A 22,460-nucleotide genomic window follows, 5' to 3' on the forward strand; every position below is an offset into this window, starting at 1 on the left:
GACCGTTTAGTTTGGTCCTTTTTTATTGTGTGGTCGTATAAATACTATGATAACTACTTGACTCCGTTTACTTATTAATATAAAGTAACTAACATAAAGTTACTTAAACGGATGTGGAGATTTTACGAAAAACGAAAAGGAATTACACTTTTGCTATGAAATTATAGTATGATTTAATAGAAATGGTTTATTTAAGAAGAAGTCTTCTAATAAAATTACAAGAATAACAACCTATATCCAGAAATATATCTATGAGGTGAAATAATGGCAAAACAAATGAGCAAACCGAAAAATGCAAATCATTCATCGAGAACTTTTTTTTATTGGGTAATTGGCCTCGTGGTGATTTGTATCATTGGATTGATCTTATTAAGTAAATTAACTGGAAAAAACGATGCTGAATTTGATTTCAACTATAAAAATCAGCCGTACCTTGGTAAAAGTGACGCTCCAGTAAATATTGTTGAATTTGGCGATTATAAATGCCCTGTCTGTAAAAACTTTACGGAAAATGTTTATCCAGCAACAATAAAAAAACTAGTGGATAATGGAAAAGTGAAATTCTACTTTATGAATTATCCTTTTATTAATAAAGATTCCACAACGGCAGCGTTGTTTTCAGAAGCAGTATATGGTGAATTAGGAAATGATGTGTTTTGGAAGTTTCATGATTTGCTTTATAAAAAACAACCGGAAGATGAAAAATATGAACGTATAGACTTGTATACTGATTCTTTTTTACAAAATACTTTAAGGGAAATTGTTAATGAAGACGATGTTAAAAAGGTAGAAAGTGCAGTTAAGGAAAACCGTTATAAAGGTGCTTTGGATAAGGACACTTCATATGTGAAAAAACTTAAGATCAATTCAACCCCGACATTCTTTATTAATGGAAAAGAATTTAATGGCAAAACATATGAGGATCTAATAAAAATGATTAACGATGCGGCAAAGGGGAAATAGATGATGAATAAAGCTTTAGGTTTCGCATGGGTAACAGCTATTATTGCAATGTTAGGAAGCCTATACTTTAGTGAGATAATGAAGTTTATACCTTGTACTCTTTGCTGGTATCAACGGATCCTTATGTACCCGTTAGTGGTTATCCTTGGGGTGGCGGTTTTTAATCATGATAAGAATATATATAAATATGTTATGCCATTGTCTATTATTGGAATGATAATATCTATCTATCATTACAGCATACAAAAGGTGCCATTTATGAAAGAAGTTCAAGTTTGTACTAGCGGTGTTCCATGCTCTGGTCAATACATTAACTGGCTTGGTTTCATCACTATTCCGCTGCTTGCATTTATCGCATTTACGCTTATTACTGTCGCAATGTTTAAAGTCAAAAAAAATTAAGAAAGAATAAAAAGCGAAGCTCTTTATTACGAAGCTTCGCTTTTTTATTGGACATGAACCGATTTCTTCCATAATTTTTAGCAATATAAAGTACTTTGTCAGCAAAATCCATGTTTTCTTCTGCTTTATTCGTGTTTCCAGGTATATATGATTTCACTCCATTTGATTGGTTCACCAAATTTATTCTAAATGAAAAGTAAAGTTTTTAGAGGCTATAAAAAGTCAGTAACTCACTAAATTTCGATATCAGTGCTCGTTACTTCCTTCAAGTTAGATATTTCATTATAAATTTCCGAAATTGGCTTTTGAAAACCAACCAAAGCCTTTAACTCTATTAAATGACCTTTTTCTTGTAAATCTCTTATTCTTATACCCTCCAAGACAATCTGCATTGCTTCTAGGTTTACTATAACCCTATCAATACTTTCCTTCTCTTGAACAATAATCTTGATTTGAATATCCTTTTGTCTTAATTGTTTAATACCGATTATTCTAAGGATGGAAGGTAATATTTCGACGCTTATCATTAATAATATAACACCGGCAATGGCTTCGAAATAAAAACCTGCACCAACAGCAATGCCAATTCCTCCTGCACCCCAAATCATTGCAGAAGTTGTTAAACCAGTAATATTATCATTTCCTTTTTTTAATATTACCCCTGCGCCAAGAAAACCAATTCCGGAAACGATTTGTGCTGCAAGCCGAAGCGGATCCATGCCTATCGGAACTTGATGGGATTTTGGGAAAGAATAGGCAGATTGAATAGAGACAATCGTAAGTAAGCAACTGGTAATAGAAATGACAAGACTGGTTTTTAACCCGAGTGGCTTTCTTTTAAGTTCTCTCTCTAATCCGATAATTAATCCCAAAATAGCGGAGATTCCGAGCTTTAATAGTATCTCATTATCTATCATTTCCACTGAAGTAAACCCCTTTCTAAATAAAAGGCCCTATTATTAAAGTAAGGATTATAAAACGATCAAATCATATTTCCGCTTATGGCCCTGATTCAACAGCAAATAGTTGTTTAACTAAAGTAAAATTATTGGATGGCAATTGATGTGAAAAGGGTTTAAAATGGTGTATGTCATTTTATCACATACACCATTGTTATAGAAGGAGAAAAATATGAAAACTCCGAAAATAAATCCGTATTTCGCACTAATAGTTGGAGTGATTGCTGTATCTACTTCTGCTATTCTAGTAAAATTGTCATCTGCTGATTCCGGGGTTATTGCATTTTATCGTTTATTTTTTACTGTTTTATTAATGCTCCCCTTTTTTTTAATGAAGAATGTAAGAGAACTCCGCACTATTACGATTGGAGACTGGGTAAAGTCTATTATTGCGGGAGTTTTTTTAGCATTTCATTTTATACTATGGTTTGAATCGTTAAATCTGACATCAGTCGCAAGTTCAACCGTTCTGGTTACCTTACAGCCTCTTTTTGCGTTTGTCGGCACTTTCTTGATTTTCAAAGAATCTTTTTCGGCAAAAGCTATTACTAGTGGAGTAATTGCAGTATTAGGAAGTTTTATAATAAGCTGGGGCGATTTTGCGATTAATGGCAAAGCGCTTATTGGTGATTTAATTGCTCTTGCTGCATGTGCACTTGTAACAGGTTATTTACTTATAGGACAAAATATCCGAAAAAGGCTTTCATTAATGACTTATACTTTCATTGTTTATGCAATAAGCTCTATTGTTTTATTTCTATATATATTAATAAAGAAAGAACCATTCTACCATTTACAAATTCAAGATTGGATTTACTTTTTGCTGCTAGCCATTTTCCCAACTTTATTAGGACACACCATTTTTAATTGGTGTATAAAGTGGATAAGTACCGCTACGATTTCGATGGCTATTCTTTTTGAACCTATCGGAGCGGCTATATTAGCTTATTATATATTTAATGAAAAAATCGTTATGACCCAGGTTGTTGGAGGAATTATCATTATCGTAAGTGTGCTGTTTTTTGTTTTTGATGGCATACCTGTTAAGACTGTTAAAAGAAGATCTAATCATTAAATGAATATATAAGCTAATCCTGAGAATACAAAAGCCATAATAATTACTAAAATCATATGAAGTGAAAAGATGCTTTTGTTTTCTCGCTTCATATCCATAATTGCACAACAAAAGAGATACAATGTCATGAGAATGGATAAACCAAGTGCGAAATTACCTGCCATATGAAATTACACCTTTCATTTATTATTGCTTTTTGCTAATATATTTATATAAAGGACAAAGTATGTTCAATAAACTTTTTGCTTAAAAATTCATGAAAAAATGGTATTGCATTGATTAGTAATTCATGTTATATTATTATTCGTCCGATAGAGTTCAAGGTATTCACCATAAAAACTCAATAAAAATTCTATTAAAAAAGAATTGACAAAGCATCGGAGAAAATGATATGATATAAAAGTCGCTTATAAAAGAAAGTGACATTGATCTTTGAAAACTGAACAGAACAAAACGTCAATGTTTTTGAAAATAATGAGCTATATCAAACGCTTTTTTGGAGAGTTTGATCCTGGCTCAGGACGAACGCTGGCGGCGTGCCTAATACATGCAAGTCGAGCGGACTTTTAAAAGCTTGCTTTTAAAAGTTAGCGGCGGACGGGTGAGTAACACGTGGGTAACCTGCCTGTAAGACTGGGATAACTCCGGGAAACCGGGGCTAATACCGGATAACTTCTTTCCTCGCATGAGGAAAGATTGAAAGATGGCTTCGGCTATCACTTACAGATGGACCCGCGGCGCATTAGCTAGTTGGTGAGGTAACGGCTCACCAAGGCGACGATGCGTAGCCGACCTGAGAGGGTGATCGGCCACACTGGGACTGAGACACGGCCCAGACTCCTACGGGAGGCAGCAGTAGGGAATCTTCCGCAATGGACGAAAGTCTGACGGAGCAACGCCGCGTGAGTGATGAAGGTTTTCGGATCGTAAAACTCTGTTGTTAGGGAAGAACAAGTATCGTTCGAATAGGGCGGTACCTTGACGGTACCTAACCAGAAAGCCACGGCTAACTACGTGCCAGCAGCCGCGGTAATACGTAGGTGGCAAGCGTTGTCCGGAATTATTGGGCGTAAAGCGCGCGCAGGCGGTTTCTTAAGTCTGATGTGAAAGCCCACGGCTCAACCGTGGAGGGTCATTGGAAACTGGGAGACTTGAGTGCAGAAGAGGAGAGTGGAATTCCACGTGTAGCGGTGAAATGCGTAGAGATGTGGAGGAACACCAGTGGCGAAGGCGACTCTCTGGTCTGTAACTGACGCTGAGGCGCGAAAGCGTGGGGAGCGAACAGGATTAGATACCCTGGTAGTCCACGCCGTAAACGATGAGTGCTAAGTGTTAGAGGGTTTCCGCCCTTTAGTGCTGCAGCTAACGCATTAAGCACTCCGCCTGGGGAGTACGGCCGCAAGGCTGAAACTCAAAGGAATTGACGGGGGCCCGCACAAGCGGTGGAGCATGTGGTTTAATTCGAAGCAACGCGAAGAACCTTACCAGGTCTTGACATCCTCTGACAACCCTAGAGATAGGGCGTTCCCCTTCGGGGGACAGAGTGACAGGTGGTGCATGGTTGTCGTCAGCTCGTGTCGTGAGATGTTGGGTTAAGTCCCGCAACGAGCGCAACCCTTGACCTTAGTTGCCAGCATTCAGTTGGGCACTCTAAGGTGACTGCCGGTGACAAACCGGAGGAAGGTGGGGATGACGTCAAATCATCATGCCCCTTATGACCTGGGCTACACACGTGCTACAATGGATGGTACAAAGGGCTGCGAGACCGCGAGGTTAAGCCAATCCCATAAAACCATTCTCAGTTCGGATTGCAGGCTGCAACTCGCCTGCATGAAGCCGGAATCGCTAGTAATCGCGGATCAGCATGCCGCGGTGAATACGTTCCCGGGCCTTGTACACACCGCCCGTCACACCACGAGAGTTTGTAACACCCGAAGTCGGTGAGGTAACCTTTTGGAGCCAGCCGCCGAAGGTGGGACAGATGATTGGGGTGAAGTCGTAACAAGGTAGCCGTATCGGAAGGTGCGGCTGGATCACCTCCTTTCTAAGGATAATGGAAAACCACTTACGTGGTTATAAGAAGACGTTTTTAAGTTCTGTTCAGTTTTGAAAGGTCAATCCTTTCAAATATATTGTTATAAATTAGAAACTATTAAGAAAATATTTCTAATTCTAACAAAGTTTTTTGCTCCTGCGGCAAAGCATATTCGAGGATGATTAGGTTCACCTCGGAGCAAGGCAGCATGTAGCAAATTCTCTGACGTTTAATCATGATGTGATTGAAGTCAGTAGCCTTGTTCCTTGAAAACTAGATACTGATAGAAGAAACCAAGTAAAACCGAGAATCGCCACTTTATGGATTTAATCCAATTTAAAGTAGTAATAACCTTATAGGTTAAGTTAGTAAGGGCGCACGGTGGATGCCTTGGCACTAGGAGCCGATGAAGGACGGGACTAACACCGATATGCTTCGGGGAGCTGTAAGCAAGCTTTGATCCGGAGATTTCCGAATGGGGGAACCCACTGCTCGTAATGGAGCAGTATCTTTACCTGAATACATAGGGTAATGAAGGCAGACCCGGGGAACTGAAACATCTAAGTACCCGGAGGAAGAGAAAGCAAACGCGATTTCCTGAGTAGCGGCGAGCGAAACGGAAGAAGCCCAAACCAAGAGGCTTGCCTCTTGGGGTTGTAGGACACTCTATACGGAGTTACAAAGGAACGGAGTAGATGAAGAGGTCTGGAAAGGCCCGTCAAAGAAGGTAACAACCCTGTAGTTGAAACTTCGTTCCCTCCAGAGTGGATCCTGAGTACGGCGGGACACGTGAAATCCCGTCGGAAGCAGGGAGGACCATCTCCCAAGGCTAAATACTCCCTAGTGACCGATAGTGAACCAGTACCGTGAGGGAAAGGTGAAAAGCACCCCGGGAGGGGAGTGAAAGAGAACCTGAAACCGTGTGCCTACAAGTAGTTAGAGCCCGTTAATGGGTGATAGCGTGCCTTTTGTAGAATGAACCGGCGAGTTACGATTTCATGCAAGGTTAAGCTGATGAAGCGGAGCCGCAGCGAAAGCGAGTCTGAATAGGGCGAATAAGTATGAGGTCGTAGACCCGAAACCAGGTGATCTACCCATGTCCAGGGTGAAGGTAAGGTAACACTTACTGGAGGCCCGAACCCACGCACGTTGAAAAGTGCGGGGATGAGGTGTGGGTAGCGGAGAAATTCCAATCGAACTTGGAGATAGCTGGTTCTCTCCGAAATAGCTTTAGGGCTAGCCTCAAGATGAAGAGTATTGGAGGTAGAGCACTGTTTGGACTAGGGGCCCTCATCGGGTTACCGAATTCAGACAAACTCCGAATGCCAAATACTTATGCTTGGGAGTCAGACTGCGAGTGATAAGATCCGTAGTCAAAAGGGAAACAGCCCAGACCACCAGCTAAGGTCCCAAAGTATACGTTAAGTGGAAAAGGATGTGGAGTTGCTTAGACAACCAGGATGTTGGCTTAGAAGCAGCCACCATTTAAAGAGTGCGTAATAGCTCACTGGTCGAGTGACTCTGCGCCGAAAATGTACCGGGGCTAAACGTATCACCGAAGCTGTGGATGGACACCTGACAGGTGTCCGTGGTAGGAGAGCGTTCTAAGGGCGGTGAAGCTAGACCGGAAGGACTAGTGGAGCGCTTAGAAGTGAGAATGCCGGTATGAGTAGCGAAAGAAGGGTGAGAATCCCTTCCACCGAATGCCTAAGGTTTCCTGAGGAAGGCTCGTCCGCTCAGGGTTAGTCGGGACCTAAGCCGAGGCCGAAAGGCGTAGGCGATGGACAACAGGTTGATATTCCTGTACCACCTCTTCACCGTTTGAACGATGGGGGGACGCAGGAGGATAGGGTAAGCGCACTGCTGGTTATGTGCGTCTAAGCAGTTAGGCTGGTTACGAGGCAAATCCCGTAACCGTGAAGGCGGAGCTGTGATAGCGAGGGAAATATAGTACCGAAGTTCCTGATTCCACACTGCCAAGAAAATCCTCTAGTGAGGTGAAAGGTGCCCGTACCGCAAACCGACACAGGTAGGCGAGGAGAGAATCCTAAGGTGAGCGAGAGAACTCTCGTTAAGGAACTCGGCAAAATGACCCCGTAACTTCGGGAGAAGGGGTGCTCTGGTAGGGTGCAAGCCCGAGAGAGCCGCAGTGAATAGGCCCAGGCGACTGTTTAGCAAAAACACAGGTCTCTGCGAAGCCGCAAGGCGAAGTATAGGGGCTGACGCCTGCCCGGTGCTGGAAGGTTAAGAGGAGGGGTTAGCGTAAGCGAAGCTCTGAATTGAAGCCCCAGTAAACGGCGGCCGTAACTATAACGGTCCTAAGGTAGCGAAATTCCTTGTCAGGTAAGTTCTGACCCGCACGAAAGGCGTAACGATCTGGGCACTGTCTCAACGAGAGACTCGGTGAAATTATAGTACCTGTGAAGATGCAGGTTACCCGCGACAGGACGGAAAGACCCCGTGGAGCTTTACTGCAGCCTGATATTGAATTTTGGTACAGCTTGTACAGGATAGGTAGGAGCCTTTGAAGCCGGAGCGCCAGCTTCGGTGGAGGCGTCGGTGGGATACTACCCTGGCTGTATTGAAATTCTAACCCGCACCCCTGATCGGGGTGGGAGACAGTGTCAGGCAGGCAGTTTGACTGGGGCGGTCGCCTCCTAAAGAGTAACGGAGGCGCCCAAAGGTTCCCTCAGAATGGTTGGAAATCATTCGTAGAGTGTAAAGGCACAAGGGAGCTTGACTGCGAGACCTACAAGTCGAGCAGGGACGAAAGTCGGGCTTAGTGATCCGGTGGTTCCGCATGGAAGGGCCATCGCTCAACGGATAAAAGCTACCCCGGGGATAACAGGCTTATCTCCCCCAAGAGTCCACATCGACGGGGAGGTTTGGCACCTCGATGTCGGCTCATCGCATCCTGGGGCTGTAGTCGGTCCCAAGGGTTGGGCTGTTCGCCCATTAAAGCGGTACGCGAGCTGGGTTCAGAACGTCGTGAGACAGTTCGGTCCCTATCCGTCGTGGGCGTAGGAAATTTGAGAGGAGCTGTCCTTAGTACGAGAGGACCGGGATGGACGCACCGCTGGTGTACCAGTTGTCTTGCCAAAGGCATCGCTGGGTAGCTATGTGCGGAAGGGATAAGTGCTGAAAGCATCTAAGCATGAAGCCCCCCTCAAGATGAGATTTCCCATAGCGCAAGCTAGTAAGATCCCTGAAAGATGATCAGGTTGATAGGTTCGAGGTGGAAGTGTGGCGACACATGGAGCTGACGAATACTAATCGATCGAGGACTTAACCAAAATATAAAGCGGAAGCGCCTTGCTCATCGGCGTATGAATTTCGTAGTCTTCGACTGAGATAAAGGAAACACAGTGAGGTAGTTCACGAACTGATGTTGACTTATCGTAGGGAGGAGACGGAGAAATTCACTAGCCGATAGGCGCTGGAGCTGGATTGAAAAAAGCGAAACTCAGTTTTACTTCTTCTTCTGCAGTATTTAGTTTTGAGGGAACAAACCTCATATAGTCTGGTAATTATGGCGAGAAGGTCACACCCGTTCCCATCCCGAACACGGAAGTTAAGCTTCTCAGCGCCGATGGTAGTTGGGGGCTCTCCCCCTGCAAGAGTAGGACGTTGCCAGGCTTACATAATGGAGGATTAGCTCAGCTGGGAGAGCACCTGCCTTACAAGCAGGGGGTCGGCGGTTCGATCCCGTCATCCTCCACCATATTATTGATGATAAAAGATTTCAGATAAAGCCGGCCCGGCTACAATAATGAAAGTTAACTGCTTTGATTATTTAGTTGGACCAGATATTTTAAGTCATTTAATTGCAAAATGAATGCTTGAAATGCCGGCCTAGCTCAATTGGTAGAGCAACTGAATCGTAATCAGTAGGTTGGGGGTTCAAGTCCTCTGGCCGGCACCATTTAATACGAGCCATTAGCTCAGTCGGTAGAGCATCTGACTTTTAATCAGAGGGTCGAAGGTTCGAGTCCTTCATGGCTCACCATTTTAAAGTAAATAAATTTTCATAACGCGGGTGTGGCGGAATTGGCAGACGCACCAGACTTAGGATCTGGCGCCGCAAGGCGTGGGGGTTCGACTCCCTTCACCCGCATTGATAAAAATTTCTGCGCGGAAGTAGTTCAGTGGTAGAACACCACCTTGCCAAGGTGGGGGTCGCGGGTTCGAATCCCGTCTTCCGCTCCAAATACCCTTTGCCGGGGTGGCGGAACTGGCAGACGCACAGGACTTAAAATCCTGCGGTAGGTGACTACCGTACCGGTTCGATTCCGGTCCTCGGCACCAAGTTTTTTTGCAAAGCAAAATAAACTACCATAATATGCGCCCATAGCTCAATTGGATAGAGCGTTTGACTACGGATCAAAAGGTTAGGGGTTCGACTCCTCTTGGGCGCGCCATTATCAATACAAACGGGAAGTAGCTCAGCTTGGTAGAGCACATGGTTTGGGACCATGGGGTCGCAGGTTCGAATCCTGTCTTCCCGACCACTTAAAAAAATGGGGCCTTAGCTCAGCTGGGAGAGCGCCTGCTTTGCACGCAGGAGGTCAGCGGTTCGATCCCGCTAGGCTCCACCAATAATATAGTATTTTATGGCGGCGTAGCTCAGCTGGCTAGAGCGTACGGTTCATACCCGTGAGGTCGTGGGTTCGATCCCCTCCGCCGCTACCATAAAATGGACCTTTAGCTCAGCTGGTTAGAGCAGACGGCTCATAACCGTCCGGTCGTAGGTTCGAGTCCTACAAGGTCCACCATAATCATTCGGAGGAATACCCAAGTCTGGCTGAAGGGATCGGTCTTGAAAACCGACAGGCGGGTTAAACCGCGCGGGGGTTCGAATCCCTCTTCCTCCGCCATAATTAAATAAAATGGTTTTATAATATCGTCGCGGGGTGGAGCAGTCCGGTAGCTCGTCGGGCTCATAACCCGAAGGTCGCAGGTTCAAATCCTGCCCCCGCAATTAAGGTAAGTTATTTTCAAGGAAGATTATAAGAAAGTTTATTTTCAATTCTTGAAAAAACCTGGTCCGGTAGTTCAGCTGGTTAGAATGCCTGCCTGTCACGCAGGAGGTCGCGGGTTCGAGTCCCGTCCGGACCGCCATTTATTTTAAAAATAAGTAATTATGGCTCGGTAGCTCAGTCGGTAGAGCACGATGAATGATCTTCGTAGCGTTACTACCAGCGTACCAATCGAGCTGCTACTTGCAAAGCTTTCTGAGATTGGGACGAAGCGACTGCAAATTATTTTTAGGAATTTTATACAATTATGGCTCGGTAGCTCAGTCGGTAGAGCAAAGGACTGAAAATCCTTGTGTCGGCGGTTCGATTCCGTCCCGAGCCACCATCCATCTTTTAATAATATTTATTTGTAATGGCGGCTATGGCGAAGTGGTTAACGCATCGGATTGTGGCTCCGACATTCGTGGGTTCGATTCCCACTAGTCGCCCCATATTTTACGCGGGTGTAGTTTAGTGGTAAAACTACAGCCTTCCAAGCTGTTGTCGTGGGTTCGATTCCCATCACCCGCTCCATAGTAAATGGGCCTATAGCTCAGCTGGTTAGAGCGCACGCCTGATAAGCGTGAGGTCGATGGTTCAAGTCCATTTAGGCCCACCAGAATTTTTTGCAATAGCAAAATAACTTTCAATTATTGTTCCGCAGTAGCTCAGTGGTAGAGCTATCGGCTGTTAACCGATCGGTCGTAGGTTCGAATCCTACCTGCGGAGCCATTTTTTTTGGGGAAGTACTCAAGTGGCTGAAGAGGCGCCCCTGCTAAGGGTGTAGGTCGCGTAAGCGGCGCGAGGGTTCAAATCCCTCCTTCTCCGCCATATTTTCACCTTGGCCCGTTGGTCAAGCGGTTAAGACACCGCCCTTTCACGGCGGTAACACGGGTTCGAATCCCGTACGGGTCATAGTTTAATAGAGTGAAAAAAGAGGCTGGGACATAACTAGCTTCAAATAGTGAGAAAGGTGAATTTGAGGGAACTCAAATTCACCTTTCTCTATTTTTGCGTTTAAATTTTCTATTACCTTAGTTGTTGGTAGTGAATTTTCTTAAATTCACTGCCATTAACGCGAGGCCCATTTCGTTTTCTACCTTCGATTTTCCTCGTACAGAAAATCGAGTGAAACGCAAATTAGCCTTCAAGAATCCAAAAACTGGTTCCACATCGATTTTGCGTTTTCGATAGATGGCACTCGTTTTCTCTTCTGAAAGCTTCGCTCTTACATATTCTTTTTGCTGTTCCCATTTTTCATTCACCATTAGTTTTCGATTGTTGCCTTCTTTTGCTTTGGTACAGGATGAACGGAATGGGCATCCCGAACAGTCTTCGCACTCGTAGATTTTGAACTTCCGTTGGAAACCTGTACGGTCATTACGGACTGAATAATATTGATATTCAAGACGTTTCTGATTAGGGCATGTATAGGTATCTGTTTCTTGATCATACTTCCAGTTGTCGGGATTAAAAGTGTTTTGTTTGTACTTTTTCTTTTGTTCCTTCAAATACATATTATACGTAATAAGTGCTTCTCGTTTTCTGTTTAAAAGGATATCATTAAAGTTTTGTTCACTACCGTAACCTGCATCTGCGACAATGTGCTTCGGTAACTCGAAATAATGCTGCTCGATCTCATCTAAAAATGGAATTAACGTACGCGTATCTGTTGGGTTTGAAAATAAACTATAGGCAAGCGCGTATTGGCCCTCCGTTGCGATTTGTACATTGTAACCAGCTTTCAATTGGCCGTTTTGCATATAATCATCTTTCATTCGCATAAATGTCGCATCTGGATCTGTTTTAGAATAGCTATTACGCGTGCCAAAGATTTCAAAGTCTTGTTGGTATTTCTGTTTTCGCAGGACAAAATCAATCAACTGTTTTCGCACTTGTTTTGGGTATTTGCGTTCATTTCTTAAAGCTTTTCGTTCTGGAACGTCTGATGATGCTTCTATTTGTTTATCATACTCAGTTACCACATCGTCCACTTTTTGAACCAATTGAGAGAGTTCTTCCAATGACAACTGTTCATCGCTTTCACGTTCTATTTCAGGTATAATTTCGTTTTCAAGTAGTTCATTGTATAGCTGGTTTGACTTTTCAATTAAACTTTGATGATATTTCTCCATCGATTTCTTCCAGACAAACGTAAATTTATTCGCATTCGCTTCAATCTTTGTACCATCGATAAAAACCGCTTCTTGATCGATAAGTTTTTCTTCGATCAATTGGCAACGAAATTGGACGAAACATTGGCGAATTAAATCTTTCACTTCCGATTGAACACGGAATCGGTTGATGGTGCGGTAGCTTGGTTCATATCCTTGAGCTAACCACATCATACGGATACTATCTTTTAATAGGGCTTCTATTTTGCGTCCTGAAAAGATAGATTGCGTATAGGCACATAAGATAATTTTAAGCATCATGCGTGGATGGTAGGCAGGGCAACCATTATTTCGCAGAAATGGTTCGAACGCTTCAAGAGGGATACTTTCAACTAAATGATGGATATGGAAGGCAATATCATTTTTTTGTAATTTTACTTCTAAATCTAAAGGCAAAACTAATTGATTCATGGTATAATTTTTAAACATAAGGATCCTTCTTTCTGTATAATTTTGTTGTGGTGACTTAATTTTATCAGAAGTGGTCCTTATTTTTATTCAAAAAATAATCAAAGCCGGTGAAATTTTACTTATCGTGAAATTTCACCGGCTTTTTCATCTCAGAGGCGGGTTTTGTCCCAGCCTCTTTTTTCTTTTATAACAAAATTAGGCAGAAAGTCCTAATTCGCGAGATTAAGTATAAAAATGATGAGATTATTTGCTACTTTCACGAGATTAAATATAAAATTACAAAGATTAGCTGTCATCTTCCTGGGATTAGTATAGAAAACTACAAAAAAATACTTTAGAATAACGATATTTATGAAATCCGTACAAAACTAGAATAAAATCTACATACGATACAAATGGGTTACCAAAGCTGAGAAACAAGATAGCAGATCTATTTCCTCCAAATAAGAAAACAAAAAGACTTCATTCCAAACGGAATGAAGTCTTTTTGCAGATTAAAAGAAATGTGCAATTACTAAACCAATTGACAGCAATAGTCCAAAAAATGTATTGGTCTGAGCTGTAGCCTTCATAGCAGGCAGCATTTGGATTGGCTCTGTTTTACCGATAAAACCCTTAACAGCCGTAATAGGTTTAGGAATACTTATCAATATCAATAGAAGCCAAGGCGTTGCGCCTCCAAAAAGAATTAAGGCAATAATCCATACATACGAAACAGTAAACATGGCGGCTAATAAATTTATTGCTTTTTTACGCCCGATTAAAATCGCTACCGTTCTTCGACCGTTCTCTTTATCACCATCAAGGTCACGAATGTTATTGGATAGCATAATAGCTCCAATAAGAATCATTATTGGTATAGAAATTAATACACTGTCTGCGGTGATTTCTCTTACTTGAATGTAAAAAGAAATTAGAACAATAATGACTCCCATAAAGAATCCTGATAAGAATTCTCCAAATGGTGTATAGGCGATCGGATAAGGTCCACCTGTATAAAAATAAGCAATCAGCATACATACAGTCCCAATTACGGCAATCCACCATGTAGTATTCATACAAATATAAACGCCTAACAGAATGGCAATGCCAAAAAAAGTGAATGCAAGTCTTAACACAGTTTTAGGATGTACACCATTTCTTACAATGGCTCCGCCTATCCCTACAGACTTTTCATTATCCAGGCCTCTTTTATAGTCATAATACTCATTGAACATATTTGTTGCAGCCTGTATTAATAGGGAAGCAATCAGCATTGCGATAAATAATGAAATATTTAGATGTGTGTAATGCAATGCTAGTGCAGTTCCCAGAAAAACGGGCACAAAGCCAGCTGTTAGTGTATGAGGTCTAGTTAATTGCCACCATATTCGCCAACCATGATCTCGTTCTATTGGTGGTGAAGATTGTTTGCTCATTATAAGTCTCTCCCTTATATTGGTTCAAGGTTTAATGAATAAAGACAAAACATTACAATCTAAAGTGTAGGTAAAGGAGAAGGTGGTGTCAATGAATTTTTATATGTATTGTAGAGAAATTATTCCTTTTTAGCTATATAGGACACGTTATAGCTGATTTATCTGCTCAAAATAATTATAATAGGTAAGGGAAAGTGCAAAACTTGTCGAACATTGACTCGAAACTTTTTGAGGTGTATCTTAAAGGATGGATGAATTCTTCATTATTCAAATACAAATAAAGCACCATTTATTTTTTATTGTTGATAAAATAGTTAAGATGTTATGGCCCTGGGGGAGATTTAATTGAAACCAATAGATGAACAATTTGAATTATCCATAAAAAATGCGAAGGAAAATAATAAAGAGATATTATTCAGTTACACAGAACAGATTGCTCTTCCATATCCTCACCAATTATATTCATCTGTTATCCGCAATAGTGAAGATCATTTTTATTGGAAAGATCCTCAGAATGAGACCATTATAATTGGATTAGGCAATGTACTTCCGATTATTTCTGAACTGATAGATGAGAGATTTCGCAATGTAGAAGAAAAATGGGAGAATATTTTAGAAAACGCTTCCATATACAATTCAGCTGATCAGCCTGGAACAGGTCCTTTATTATTTGGTGGCTTTACTTTCGACCCTTATAATAGGAAAGAATACGAATGGGGAGCATTTTCAAATGCAACTTTTTATGTTCCGGAAATCATGCTTACAATAACAGAAAAGAATAGTTTTCTGACGGTAAATTCCATTGTAAAGCCTGAAAGTGATGTATCCCAATTAATGTATTTGGAAAATCAAAAGAAGAAAATATTAAACATTCAAGAGTTCTCAAATAATTTCATCTCAGAAGTGATGAAAAAGGAAGAAATAAATCCGGAAGAATGGAAAGAGTCCGTTGCAAGGGTTATTTCTCTTTTAAAAGACGGTCATTTGGATAAAGTAGTTTTGGCAAGAAAAATGAGAGTTGAATACCAGCAAGATATATTGCCTGAAAATATTTTGAATCACTTATTGGACCAGCAACAGACAAGCTTCGTATTTTCATTTGGGTTCCAGAATCATTGCTTTGCTGGTGCTTCGCCCGAAAGATTAGTGAAGAAAACAGGGGAGAATATTTTATCCACTTGTTTAGCAGGTTCAATGAAAAGAAGCAATGATGAGAAGCATGATGAAACTTTAGGTAAAATGTTATTAGAGGATAAAAAAAATAGACATGAGCATCAGCTAGTAGTATCTATGATTGCAGATGTATTCCGGAAGCATTGTTGGGAGGTTAATATTCCAGATGAACCAACCTTAATGAAAACACCGGATATTCAACATTTATATACACCGGTAAAAGGGAAAGTTAAGGAAAACACATCTATTCTTCAATTGGTCGAATCTTTGCATCCGACACCAGCACTTGGCGGTACTCCAAAACAAGATGCGATGAGAGTCATAAGGGATGTTGAAAATATGGATAGAGGCTTATATGCGGGACCAATCGGATGGATGGATTATCGCGGTAATGGTGAATTTATCGTTGGTATCAGATCAGGTTTATTAAAAGGAAATGAAGCATTTATATATGCTGGGTGTGGAATTGTTGCAGATTCAAACCCAGAGGATGAATATTTAGAAACGAAAATTAAATTTCGTCCTATGCTTCGTGCATTGGGAGGAAAAGAAGATGAATGAACAAGAAATACTAACAAGTTTTTTAGCAGATTTTATTCAGGAGTTGGTCTTTAATGGAGTTAAAGATGTTGTTATTAGTCCTGGATCAAGATCAACCCCTTTAGCGATGATGATTGCTGAGCATCCAGATCTTGCTTACCATATCAATATTGATGAGCGATCTGCTGCTTTCTTTGCGCTTGGAATGGCAAAACAGACGAGAAAACCAGTTGCCCTACTATGTACATCTGGAACGGCTGCAGCCAATTACTATCCGGCAATCGTTGAAGCAAAAATTTCAAGGGTACCATTGATTGTGCTAACTGCAGATCGCCCTCATGAGTTAAGAGATATTGGAGCGCCACAATCAATTGATCAGATCAACTTATATGGAAAACATGTAAAATGGTTTGTAGAAATGTCCATTCCGGATCCAAATGAAGAACTGCACTATTTTGTAAGAACTACTGCTGCAAGAGCGGTTAATCTATCCCTACAAGCACCTGCAGGACCAGTTCATTTAAATTTTCCATTTAGAGAGCCTTTAATACCAAGACTCGAACCATCACCATTTGAAGAAACAAAGCAATCTGTGAAAAGTTCGCAAGGTAAGTTAATTCTTTCTAATGGTGAATTGGAAAGGATTTGTATGGATCTCGAAACACAACCAAAAGGGTTAATCATTTGTGGAGTTATAGATGAACCAGATTTTGCTCAGGCGGTCCTTACTCTTTCCGAACGGCTTGGATATCCTATTATAGCGGATCCGTTGTCACAGTTAAGAAGTGGATTACATAGTAGTGAGGCAATTATAGATAACTATGATTCATTTTTAAAAGACGGTAAGTATGAGGAGAAGCTCTCTCCGGAAGTCATTATTCGCTTTGGTGCCATGCCTGTATCAAAACCATTAACATTATTCCTTAAAAAGCTTAAAAAAGTGGACCATTATATTATAGATAGTGGAAGCGGCTGGAGAGATCCTATAAAAATGGGCACACAAATGATTCATGCAGATGAAATATTATTTTGTGAGGGTATATCTTCTCGGATAAAAAATGAACCAAATAATAAATGGCTTCAAATCTGGCAGCAATTAAATAGGAACACAAGAAAGATTGTCACCAAAACGATAGAGGATGTTCAAGAATTAGATGAGGGTAGAGTCGTTTTGGAACTAACTAAGCTATTGCCAAATAACAGTACTTTATTTGTTGGAAATAGTATGCCAATCAGAGATGTGGATACTTTCTTTCATAATAATCAAAAAAACATTCGAGTGATGGCTAATCGTGGAGCTAATGGTATAGATGGTGTTGTATCCAGTGCAATAGGAGCAAGCGTCTATGGAGAAAACTTATTTCTGATCATTGGTGATCTCTCCTTTTTCCATGATTTAAACGGGCTTTTAGCAGCCAAAATGCATCATTTAAATATTACGATTATTGTTATTAACAATAATGGCGGGGGGATCTTTTCGTTTCTTCCGCAAGCAAGCTCTTCCAAGAATTTTGAAAATTTATTTGGCACACCAATTGATGTAGAGTTTGAATATGCTGTAAAAATGTATGGCGGAAATTATAAGAAAGTCACAAACTGGAATGAGTTTCAATCTTCAATCAATCGGGCTATTGAAACATCCGGTTTAAATGTTATTGAAGTACCGACCAATCGTGAAAAAAATGTCCAAACCCACCGAAATATGTGGAATCATGTTTCGCAGGAAAAGAGCAAATTATTAACTGGTGATACATTATGTTAATGAAAGTTCATGATGCCCAGTACCATGTTGAGGTTTTAGGAGAAGGCGATCCGGTAATATTATTGCACGGGTTTACTGGTGATACTTCTACATGGAACTTCTTGGCTGAGTATCTTAAAAAACAATTTAAGGTTGTTCTTGTGGATATCTTAGGTCATGGATTGACTGACAGCCCTAAAAATCCAGCTCGTTATGATATTGAACTAGTTGCTGATGATATAAAAGAAATCATTGATAGATTAGCTTTCAAAGATGTTAGTATCATTGGTTATTCGATGGGCGGCAGATTAGCAATAACCTTTGCCCAAAAATATCCTGAGAGAACGAAACATCTTATATTAGAAAGTGCATCTCCAGGGTTAGCAAGTGAAAATGATAGAATAGCAAGAAGAAAGCAAGACAAAATATTAGCAGATAAAATAACGGCAGAGGGGATCGAGTCTTTTGTAGATTATTGGACAAATATTGCTTTGTTCCAAACACAGAAATCTCTTGATCCCTCCATCCAAAACAGTATTAGGATGCAAAGGCTATCCAATAATCCTACTGGGCTGGCAAATAGCCTTTTAGGAATGGGAACAGGAAGCCAGCCGTCTTGGTGGGATTCTCTTACAAACTTAACAATGCCCATTCTTTTAATAACAGGTGCACTTGATCAGAAGTTTTGTAATATTGCAGTCGAGATGAAAAACAGACTCCAACACGCAGAATGGATAACTATTCCGAATGCCGGACATGCAATTCATGTGGAAAGTCCAAAAAAGTTTGGTACAATAGTAATGGAGTTTTTGACGAAAACAGATAAATAATGCTTTTTTTCGTTAAATTTTGCAGCGCTTTGTTATCCTGCAAAATGATTTGCTTACCGACAAAAAAATCGGAAAGGAACATCGACTCCCATCGTTTTAACTTGACAAAAAAGGAGGAATATTAATGGCAGTTGAATGGATTGCTGAACGTAAATATGATGAAATTTTATATGAAACGTATAATGGAATTGCGAAAATAACCATAAACCGTCCTCATGTACATAATGCATTTACTCCTAAAACAGTAAATGAAATGATTGATGCATTTTCTTATGCACGTGATGATAGCAAAATCGGTGTTATTGTATTAGCTGGTGCAGGGGATAAAGCATTTTGCTCCGGCGGTGACCAAAAAGTTCGCGGACATGGTGGTTATGTTGGAGATGACAATATTCCACGTTTGAACGTTCTTGATTTACAAAGATTAATTCGCTTTACACCAAAACCAGTAATTGCGATGGTTGCCGGTTATGCAATCGGTGGTGGACATGTACTACATATTGTCTGTGATTTAACCATTGCAGCTGATAATGCTATTTTTGGTCAAACTGGACCAAAAGTAGGTTCTTTTGATGCAGGTTATGGTGCTGGTTACCTAGCACGTATAGTTGGCCACAAAAAGGCACGTGAAATTTGGTACCTATGCCGTCAATACAATGCACAAGAGGCATTGGATATGGGTCTGGTCAATACAGTTGTTCCATTAGAGCAATTAGAAGAAGAAACAATCAAATGGTGTAATGAAATTCTTGAGAAAAGCCCTACTGCACTTCGCTTCTTAAAAGCATCGTTCAATGCAGATACAGATGGGCTAGCTGGTTTACAGCAAATGGGTGGAGATGCGACGCTTCTATATTACACAACAGATGAAGCAAAAGAAGGTCGTGATGCGTTTAAAGAAAAACGCAAACCAGACTTCGGACAATTCCCTCGTTTTCCATGATGAAATAAAAAGCTTGGTGGAATACCATCAAGCTTTTTTCTTAGCTGTTTAGGAAAATTATAGAGTTTAAACCAGTAGAAAGCTTTTTTGAAAAATGGTCTACGTCTAGCTTCAGCGTCAATCGGCTTACGGATTTGTTCCTAAAATTTATGTAAAAAATGAAGGTGATCTCTTTGGAAACAATCATTCCAAATTTTTTAAAGCAGCGTGCGTTTTTAACACCTAATCGGAATGCACTTGTTTTTGAAAATAAAACGTGGAGCTTTGCTCAGCTTTTTGAGAAGGCGAAAGATTATGCCCAAACAATATCCTCTTTAGGTATAAAACAAGAAGATACAGTTGCCCTATTAATGAAAAATCGTCCCTCTACTGTGTTTATAATCCATGCATTACAACAATTGCGTGTAAAAGCTGTATTTTTAAATCACCGCTTAACCCCATCCGAAATGACATTCCAGCTGAAGGACAGTCAAGCAAAACTATTAATTAGTGATGACGATTTTAAACATATATTGAACGAAATACATCCGCTATATGATTCACTTCCGCTTCTCACCTTTAAAGAGCTAGAGAGTTTGCCGAAGAAAGATATCGAGGTTGTGAAGGAATATATGCTAAGCGATATTTGTTCCATTATGTATACCTCCGGAACGACAGGAAATCCAAAAGGGGTTTTACAAACATTTGGAAACCATTGGTGGAGTGCTGTTGGATCCGCTCTTAATCTTGGAATTAGAGATGATGATGCATGGCTTTGTACGGTTCCTATATTTCACATTAGCGGATTATCTATTTTGATGAGAAGTGTAATCTATGGGATTCCTGTATATTTAATGGAGCAATTTAACGAAACAAAAGTGAATACATTACTGCAGACAGGGGACATAACCATTATGTCTGTAGTAGGAGCCATGCTGCAAAGAATGGTTTCTTCACTAAATGAACAAGGATATCATTCCAAATTCCGATGCATGCTACTTGGTGGAGGACCTGCTCCACGTCCATTGCTGGAAGCATGTGCGGAGAAAGGAATTCCAGTCTTTCAGTCCTATGGAATGACAGAAACCTCTTCACAAATTGTTACATTAGCACCGGAAGATAGTTTGAAAAAACTTGGTTCAGCAGGGAAACCGTTATTTCCATCTGAGTTAAAAATTATGTCAGAAGGAAAAGTGAACAAACCATTTGAGCCAGGGGAAATTGTCGTAAAGGGACCAAATGTTACAATTGGCTATCTGAATCGGCCGGAAGCTAATCAAAATAGCTTCTGTGAGGGCTGGCTTAAAACAGGAGATATCGGATATGTGGACGAAGAAGGTTATCTCTTTGTCATGGATAGGCGCTCAGACCTTATTATTTCAGGCGGTGAAAATATATATCCAGCCGAAATTGAAGAGGTGTTATTAGCTCATCCTAATGTCGAAGAAGCGGGGGTAACTGGAATAAAAGATGAGGTATGGGGTCAAGTTCCAATTGGATTTGTAGTATTAAATCATTCCGTATCAGAGGAAGAATTAATCTCATTTTGTAGGAAAAAATTAGCAAAATATAAAATACCGAAAAAGTTATATAAGGTTGAATCTTTGCCAAGAAATGCTTCCAATAAGCTTTTGCGCAGAAGGTTAATCGAAATAATTCCAAAGGATATGGAAATATGAAGATAACGGAAGCTTGGATATATGTTATTAAAATGCCATTAAAATCTCCTTTTTCCACTTCTCTAAGCAAAGTGACGGAAAGAGAAGGAATAATCATCAAGGTAAGAGATGAGGAAGGAACGATTGGATTAGGGGAGGCAGTTGCTTTTTCAACGCCATGGTACACAGAGGAAACCGTTAAGACAGTTTTCCACATGTTAAAGGATATTTTACTTCCTTTAATTCTGCATCAGCCTATTAATGATCCAAGTGAAGTGTCCAAACGCTTTGATATGATTCGTGGTAATCAAATGGCTAAAGCAGGTATAGAAACAGCTATATGGGACTTATATGCTAAACAACAAAAGAAGCCTTTATGGGACCTTATCGGCGGAGTAAGGGAACATGTGCCTGCAGGTGTTGTAGTTGGCTCACAAGATCCTATAGAGGCTATTGAAAACATATCTATGTATCTGCAGGAGGGCTACAAAAGAGTAAAAGTAAAAATTAAACCGGAGAATGACTATTATCTCTTAAAAGAAATACGAAAGCATTATCCTGAACTCGATTTAATGGCTGACGCTAACTCTGCCTATTCCTTAAAAGATGTCGAGATCCTTAAGTCTTTGGATGAATTTAATTTGCTGATGATTGAACAGCCACTTGGTATAGATGATATTGTGGAACATTCCATTCTTCAAAAAGAGATAAAGACGCCTATTTGTTTAGATGAGAGTATTGTTTCTCTCCAGGATGCGAAAAGCGCCATTTACTTAAAAAGCTGCGGTGTCATCAATATAAAAATCGGTCGAGTTGGCGGCTTATGGAACGCTATTCAAATGCATGATTTATGTGTAGAAAACAATATTAAAGTATGGTGCGGGGGAATGATTGAGTTCGGTATTTCAAAGGCACATAATATTGCCTTGGCAACCAAAAGCGGTTTTACTATACCTGGTGATATTTCTTCGTCTAGCAGGTATTGGGAAGAAGATATTATTACGCCGGAAATTAAAGTGCATAATGGTGGAATAAAAGCTCCTTCCGATTATGGTATCGGATACGAATTAAATCAAAGACGTTTAAAGGAAGTTACAATATTTGAGGAAAAATATGATTAAAAAAGAAATCGGCTAATTTGCCG

General features: G+C 40.6%; 13 protein-coding genes, 21 tRNA genes and 3 rRNA genes. 33 read left to right on the forward strand and 4 right to left on the reverse strand.

What is annotated here, in order from left to right; translation table 11 throughout:
• Positions 1-264: 264 nt before the first annotated feature.
• Complete coding sequence (locus tag NSQ59_RS08290; RefSeq protein ID WP_055738949.1) at positions 265-963, forward strand: DsbA family protein; 699 nt, start codon at positions 265-267, stop codon at positions 961-963.
• A 3-nt stretch (positions 964-966) separates the two neighbouring features.
• Entirely contained in the window at positions 967-1,365 is a 399-nt protein-coding gene (locus NSQ59_RS08295; protein WP_055741163.1) for a disulfide oxidoreductase, read from the forward strand.
• A 233-nt stretch (positions 1,366-1,598) separates the two neighbouring features.
• Here the strand turns inward: NSQ59_RS08295 and NSQ59_RS08300 are convergent, their stop codons facing one another.
• Positions 1,599-2,282, reverse strand: coding sequence for an MgtC/SapB family protein (locus NSQ59_RS08300; protein WP_055741164.1), 684 nt, complete (start codon positions 2,280-2,282; stop codon positions 1,599-1,601).
• A 214-nt stretch (positions 2,283-2,496) separates the two neighbouring features.
• On the opposite strand from NSQ59_RS08300, the gene NSQ59_RS08305 reads away from it, so the two are divergent.
• Complete coding sequence (locus NSQ59_RS08305) at positions 2,497-3,399, forward strand: DMT family transporter (RefSeq protein ID WP_055738950.1); 903 nt, start codon at positions 2,497-2,499, stop codon at positions 3,397-3,399.
• On the opposite strand, the gene NSQ59_RS08310 is transcribed toward NSQ59_RS08305, so the two are convergent.
• Positions 3,396-3,563, reverse strand: a complete 168-nt coding sequence (locus tag NSQ59_RS08310; RefSeq protein ID WP_161809219.1) for a hypothetical protein — start codon at positions 3,561-3,563, stop codon at positions 3,396-3,398. The two genes, NSQ59_RS08305 and NSQ59_RS08310, sit on opposite strands and share 4 nt — an antisense overlap.
• A gap of 329 nt (positions 3,564-3,892) precedes the next feature.
• Between NSQ59_RS08310 and NSQ59_RS08315 the strand changes: the two genes are divergently transcribed.
• From NSQ59_RS08315 to NSQ59_RS08430, 24 genes are all read left to right on the forward strand, one after another.
• Positions 3,893-5,443, forward strand: a 16S ribosomal RNA gene (locus NSQ59_RS08315).
• A gap of 349 nt (positions 5,444-5,792) precedes the next feature.
• Positions 5,793-8,727, forward strand: a 23S ribosomal RNA gene (locus tag NSQ59_RS08320).
• Positions 8,728-8,953: 226 nt separating this feature from the next.
• Positions 8,954-9,070: ribosomal RNA gene (gene rrf, locus NSQ59_RS08325) — 5S ribosomal RNA — on the forward strand.
• Together the 16S, 23S and 5S rRNA genes with 21 tRNA genes alongside form the textbook arrangement of a ribosomal RNA operon.
• A 9-nt stretch (positions 9,071-9,079) precedes the next feature.
• Positions 9,080-9,155 (forward strand) — tRNA-Val (locus NSQ59_RS08330).
• Between the two features lie 125 nt (positions 9,156-9,280).
• A tRNA-Thr gene (locus tag NSQ59_RS08335) sits at positions 9,281-9,356 on the forward strand.
• Positions 9,357-9,364: 8 nt separating this feature from the next.
• Positions 9,365-9,440: transfer RNA gene (locus NSQ59_RS08340), tRNA-Lys, on the forward strand.
• Positions 9,441-9,466: 26 nt separating this feature from the next.
• Positions 9,467-9,548 (forward strand) — tRNA-Leu (locus NSQ59_RS08345).
• A 17-nt stretch (positions 9,549-9,565) separates the two neighbouring features.
• Positions 9,566-9,640 (forward strand) — tRNA-Gly (locus tag NSQ59_RS08350).
• Between the two features lie 10 nt (positions 9,641-9,650).
• Positions 9,651-9,739: transfer RNA gene (locus NSQ59_RS08355), tRNA-Leu, on the forward strand.
• 36 nt (positions 9,740-9,775) lie between these two features.
• A tRNA-Arg gene (locus NSQ59_RS08360) sits at positions 9,776-9,852 on the forward strand.
• 13 nt (positions 9,853-9,865) lie between these two features.
• Positions 9,866-9,942, forward strand: a tRNA-Pro gene (locus NSQ59_RS08365).
• An 11-nt stretch (positions 9,943-9,953) separates the two neighbouring features.
• A tRNA-Ala gene (locus NSQ59_RS08370) sits at positions 9,954-10,029 on the forward strand.
• A 17-nt stretch (positions 10,030-10,046) separates the two neighbouring features.
• Positions 10,047-10,123 (forward strand) — tRNA-Met (locus NSQ59_RS08375).
• 6 nt (positions 10,124-10,129) lie between these two features.
• A tRNA-Ile gene (locus NSQ59_RS08380) sits at positions 10,130-10,206 on the forward strand.
• A gap of 9 nt (positions 10,207-10,215) precedes the next feature.
• Positions 10,216-10,308: transfer RNA gene (locus NSQ59_RS08385), tRNA-Ser, on the forward strand.
• A 30-nt stretch (positions 10,309-10,338) separates the two neighbouring features.
• Positions 10,339-10,412 (forward strand) — tRNA-Met (locus tag NSQ59_RS08390).
• A 63-nt stretch (positions 10,413-10,475) separates the two neighbouring features.
• A tRNA-Asp gene (locus tag NSQ59_RS08395) sits at positions 10,476-10,552 on the forward strand.
• A 167-nt stretch (positions 10,553-10,719) separates the two neighbouring features.
• Positions 10,720-10,795: transfer RNA gene (locus tag NSQ59_RS08400), tRNA-Phe, on the forward strand.
• 30 nt (positions 10,796-10,825) lie between these two features.
• Positions 10,826-10,901, forward strand: a tRNA-His gene (locus NSQ59_RS08405).
• 8 nt (positions 10,902-10,909) lie between these two features.
• Positions 10,910-10,983: transfer RNA gene (locus NSQ59_RS08410), tRNA-Gly, on the forward strand.
• A gap of 8 nt (positions 10,984-10,991) precedes the next feature.
• Positions 10,992-11,068 (forward strand) — tRNA-Ile (locus tag NSQ59_RS08415).
• A 38-nt stretch (positions 11,069-11,106) separates the two neighbouring features.
• Positions 11,107-11,181 (forward strand) — tRNA-Asn (locus NSQ59_RS08420).
• A gap of 8 nt (positions 11,182-11,189) precedes the next feature.
• Positions 11,190-11,280 (forward strand) — tRNA-Ser (locus tag NSQ59_RS08425).
• Positions 11,281-11,292: 12 nt separating this feature from the next.
• Positions 11,293-11,364, forward strand: a tRNA-Glu gene (locus NSQ59_RS08430).
• Positions 11,365-11,483: 119 nt separating this feature from the next.
• Here NSQ59_RS08430 and NSQ59_RS08435 read toward each other — a convergent pair.
• The gene (locus NSQ59_RS08435) at positions 11,484-13,052 is read right to left on the reverse strand and encodes an IS1182 family transposase (protein ID WP_126650088.1); all 1,569 of its coding nucleotides are present in this window, start codon (positions 13,050-13,052) and stop codon (positions 11,484-11,486) included.
• Positions 13,053-13,528: 476 nt separating this feature from the next.
• Positions 13,529-14,452 (reverse strand): 1,4-dihydroxy-2-naphthoate polyprenyltransferase, encoded by a 924-nt coding sequence (locus NSQ59_RS08440; protein ID WP_055738951.1) that lies wholly within the window; start codon positions 14,450-14,452, stop codon positions 13,529-13,531.
• 345 nt (positions 14,453-14,797) lie between these two features.
• Here NSQ59_RS08440 and NSQ59_RS08445 point away from each other — a divergent pair, with 345 nt between their 5' ends.
• The 6 genes from NSQ59_RS08445 (at position 14,798) to menC (ending at position 22,437) form a co-directional block, all read left to right on the forward strand.
• The gene (locus tag NSQ59_RS08445; protein ID WP_055738952.1) at positions 14,798-16,186 is read left to right on the forward strand and encodes an isochorismate synthase; all 1,389 of its coding nucleotides are present in this window, start codon (positions 14,798-14,800) and stop codon (positions 16,184-16,186) included.
• On the forward strand, positions 16,179-17,927 hold the full coding sequence (gene menD, locus NSQ59_RS08450) for a 2-succinyl-5-enolpyruvyl-6-hydroxy-3-cyclohexene-1-carboxylic-acid synthase (RefSeq protein WP_055738953.1): 1,749 nt from the start codon (positions 16,179-16,181) through the stop codon (positions 17,925-17,927). The genes NSQ59_RS08445 and menD overlap by 8 nt, the downstream gene beginning before the upstream one ends.
• Positions 17,921-18,736: a 2-succinyl-6-hydroxy-2,4-cyclohexadiene-1-carboxylate synthase gene (gene menH / locus NSQ59_RS08455; protein WP_321198518.1), complete on the forward strand. Its 816-nt coding sequence runs from the start codon at positions 17,921-17,923 to the stop codon at positions 18,734-18,736. The genes menD and menH overlap by 7 nt, the downstream gene beginning before the upstream one ends.
• Positions 18,737-18,860: 124 nt before the next feature.
• Positions 18,861-19,679, forward strand: a complete 819-nt coding sequence (gene menB, locus NSQ59_RS08460) for a 1,4-dihydroxy-2-naphthoyl-CoA synthase (RefSeq protein ID WP_055738954.1) — start codon at positions 18,861-18,863, stop codon at positions 19,677-19,679.
• Between the two features lie 158 nt (positions 19,680-19,837).
• A complete protein-coding gene (locus tag NSQ59_RS08465) occupies positions 19,838-21,337 on the forward strand; it encodes an o-succinylbenzoate--CoA ligase (RefSeq protein ID WP_055738955.1) in 1,500 nt (499 codons plus the stop codon).
• The gene (gene menC / locus NSQ59_RS08470) at positions 21,334-22,437 is read left to right on the forward strand and encodes an o-succinylbenzoate synthase (protein WP_055738956.1); all 1,104 of its coding nucleotides are present in this window, start codon (positions 21,334-21,336) and stop codon (positions 22,435-22,437) included. Before NSQ59_RS08465 ends, menC begins: the two co-directional genes overlap by 4 nt.
• Positions 22,438-22,460 lie beyond the last annotated feature (23 nt).

It is taken from the genome of Margalitia sp. FSL K6-0131 (genome assembly GCF_038008735.1).
GTDB classification, from domain to species: domain Bacteria; phylum Bacillota; class Bacilli; order Bacillales; family Bacillaceae_C; genus Margalitia; species Margalitia shackletonii.

Coding starts and splice junctions, on each gene's coding strand:
- NSQ59_RS08290 (WP_055738949.1), top strand. CDS start 265: ATGGCAAAACAAATGAGCAAACCGAAAAATGCAAATCATTCATCGAGA.
- NSQ59_RS08295 (WP_055741163.1), top strand. CDS start 967: ATGAATAAAGCTTTAGGTTTCGCATGGGTAACAGCTATTATTGCAATG.
- NSQ59_RS08300 (WP_055741164.1), bottom strand. CDS start 2,282: ATGATAGATAATGAGATACTATTAAAGCTCGGAATCTCCGCTATTTTG.
- NSQ59_RS08305 (WP_055738950.1), top strand. CDS start 2,497: ATGAAAACTCCGAAAATAAATCCGTATTTCGCACTAATAGTTGGAGTG.
- NSQ59_RS08310 (WP_161809219.1), bottom strand. CDS start 3,563: ATGGCAGGTAATTTCGCACTTGGTTTATCCATTCTCATGACATTGTAT.
- NSQ59_RS08435 (WP_126650088.1), bottom strand. CDS start 13,052: ATGTTTAAAAATTATACCATGAATCAATTAGTTTTGCCTTTAGATTTA.
- NSQ59_RS08440 (WP_055738951.1), bottom strand. CDS start 14,452: ATGAGCAAACAATCTTCACCACCAATAGAACGAGATCATGGTTGGCGA.
- menD (WP_055738953.1), top strand. CDS start 16,179: ATGAATGAACAAGAAATACTAACAAGTTTTTTAGCAGATTTTATTCAG.
- menH (WP_321198518.1), top strand. CDS start 17,921: ATGTTAATGAAAGTTCATGATGCCCAGTACCATGTTGAGGTTTTAGGA.
- menB (WP_055738954.1), top strand. CDS start 18,861: ATGGCAGTTGAATGGATTGCTGAACGTAAATATGATGAAATTTTATAT.
- NSQ59_RS08465 (WP_055738955.1), top strand. CDS start 19,838: ATGAAGGTGATCTCTTTGGAAACAATCATTCCAAATTTTTTAAAGCAG.
- menC (WP_055738956.1), top strand. CDS start 21,334: ATGAAGATAACGGAAGCTTGGATATATGTTATTAAAATGCCATTAAAA.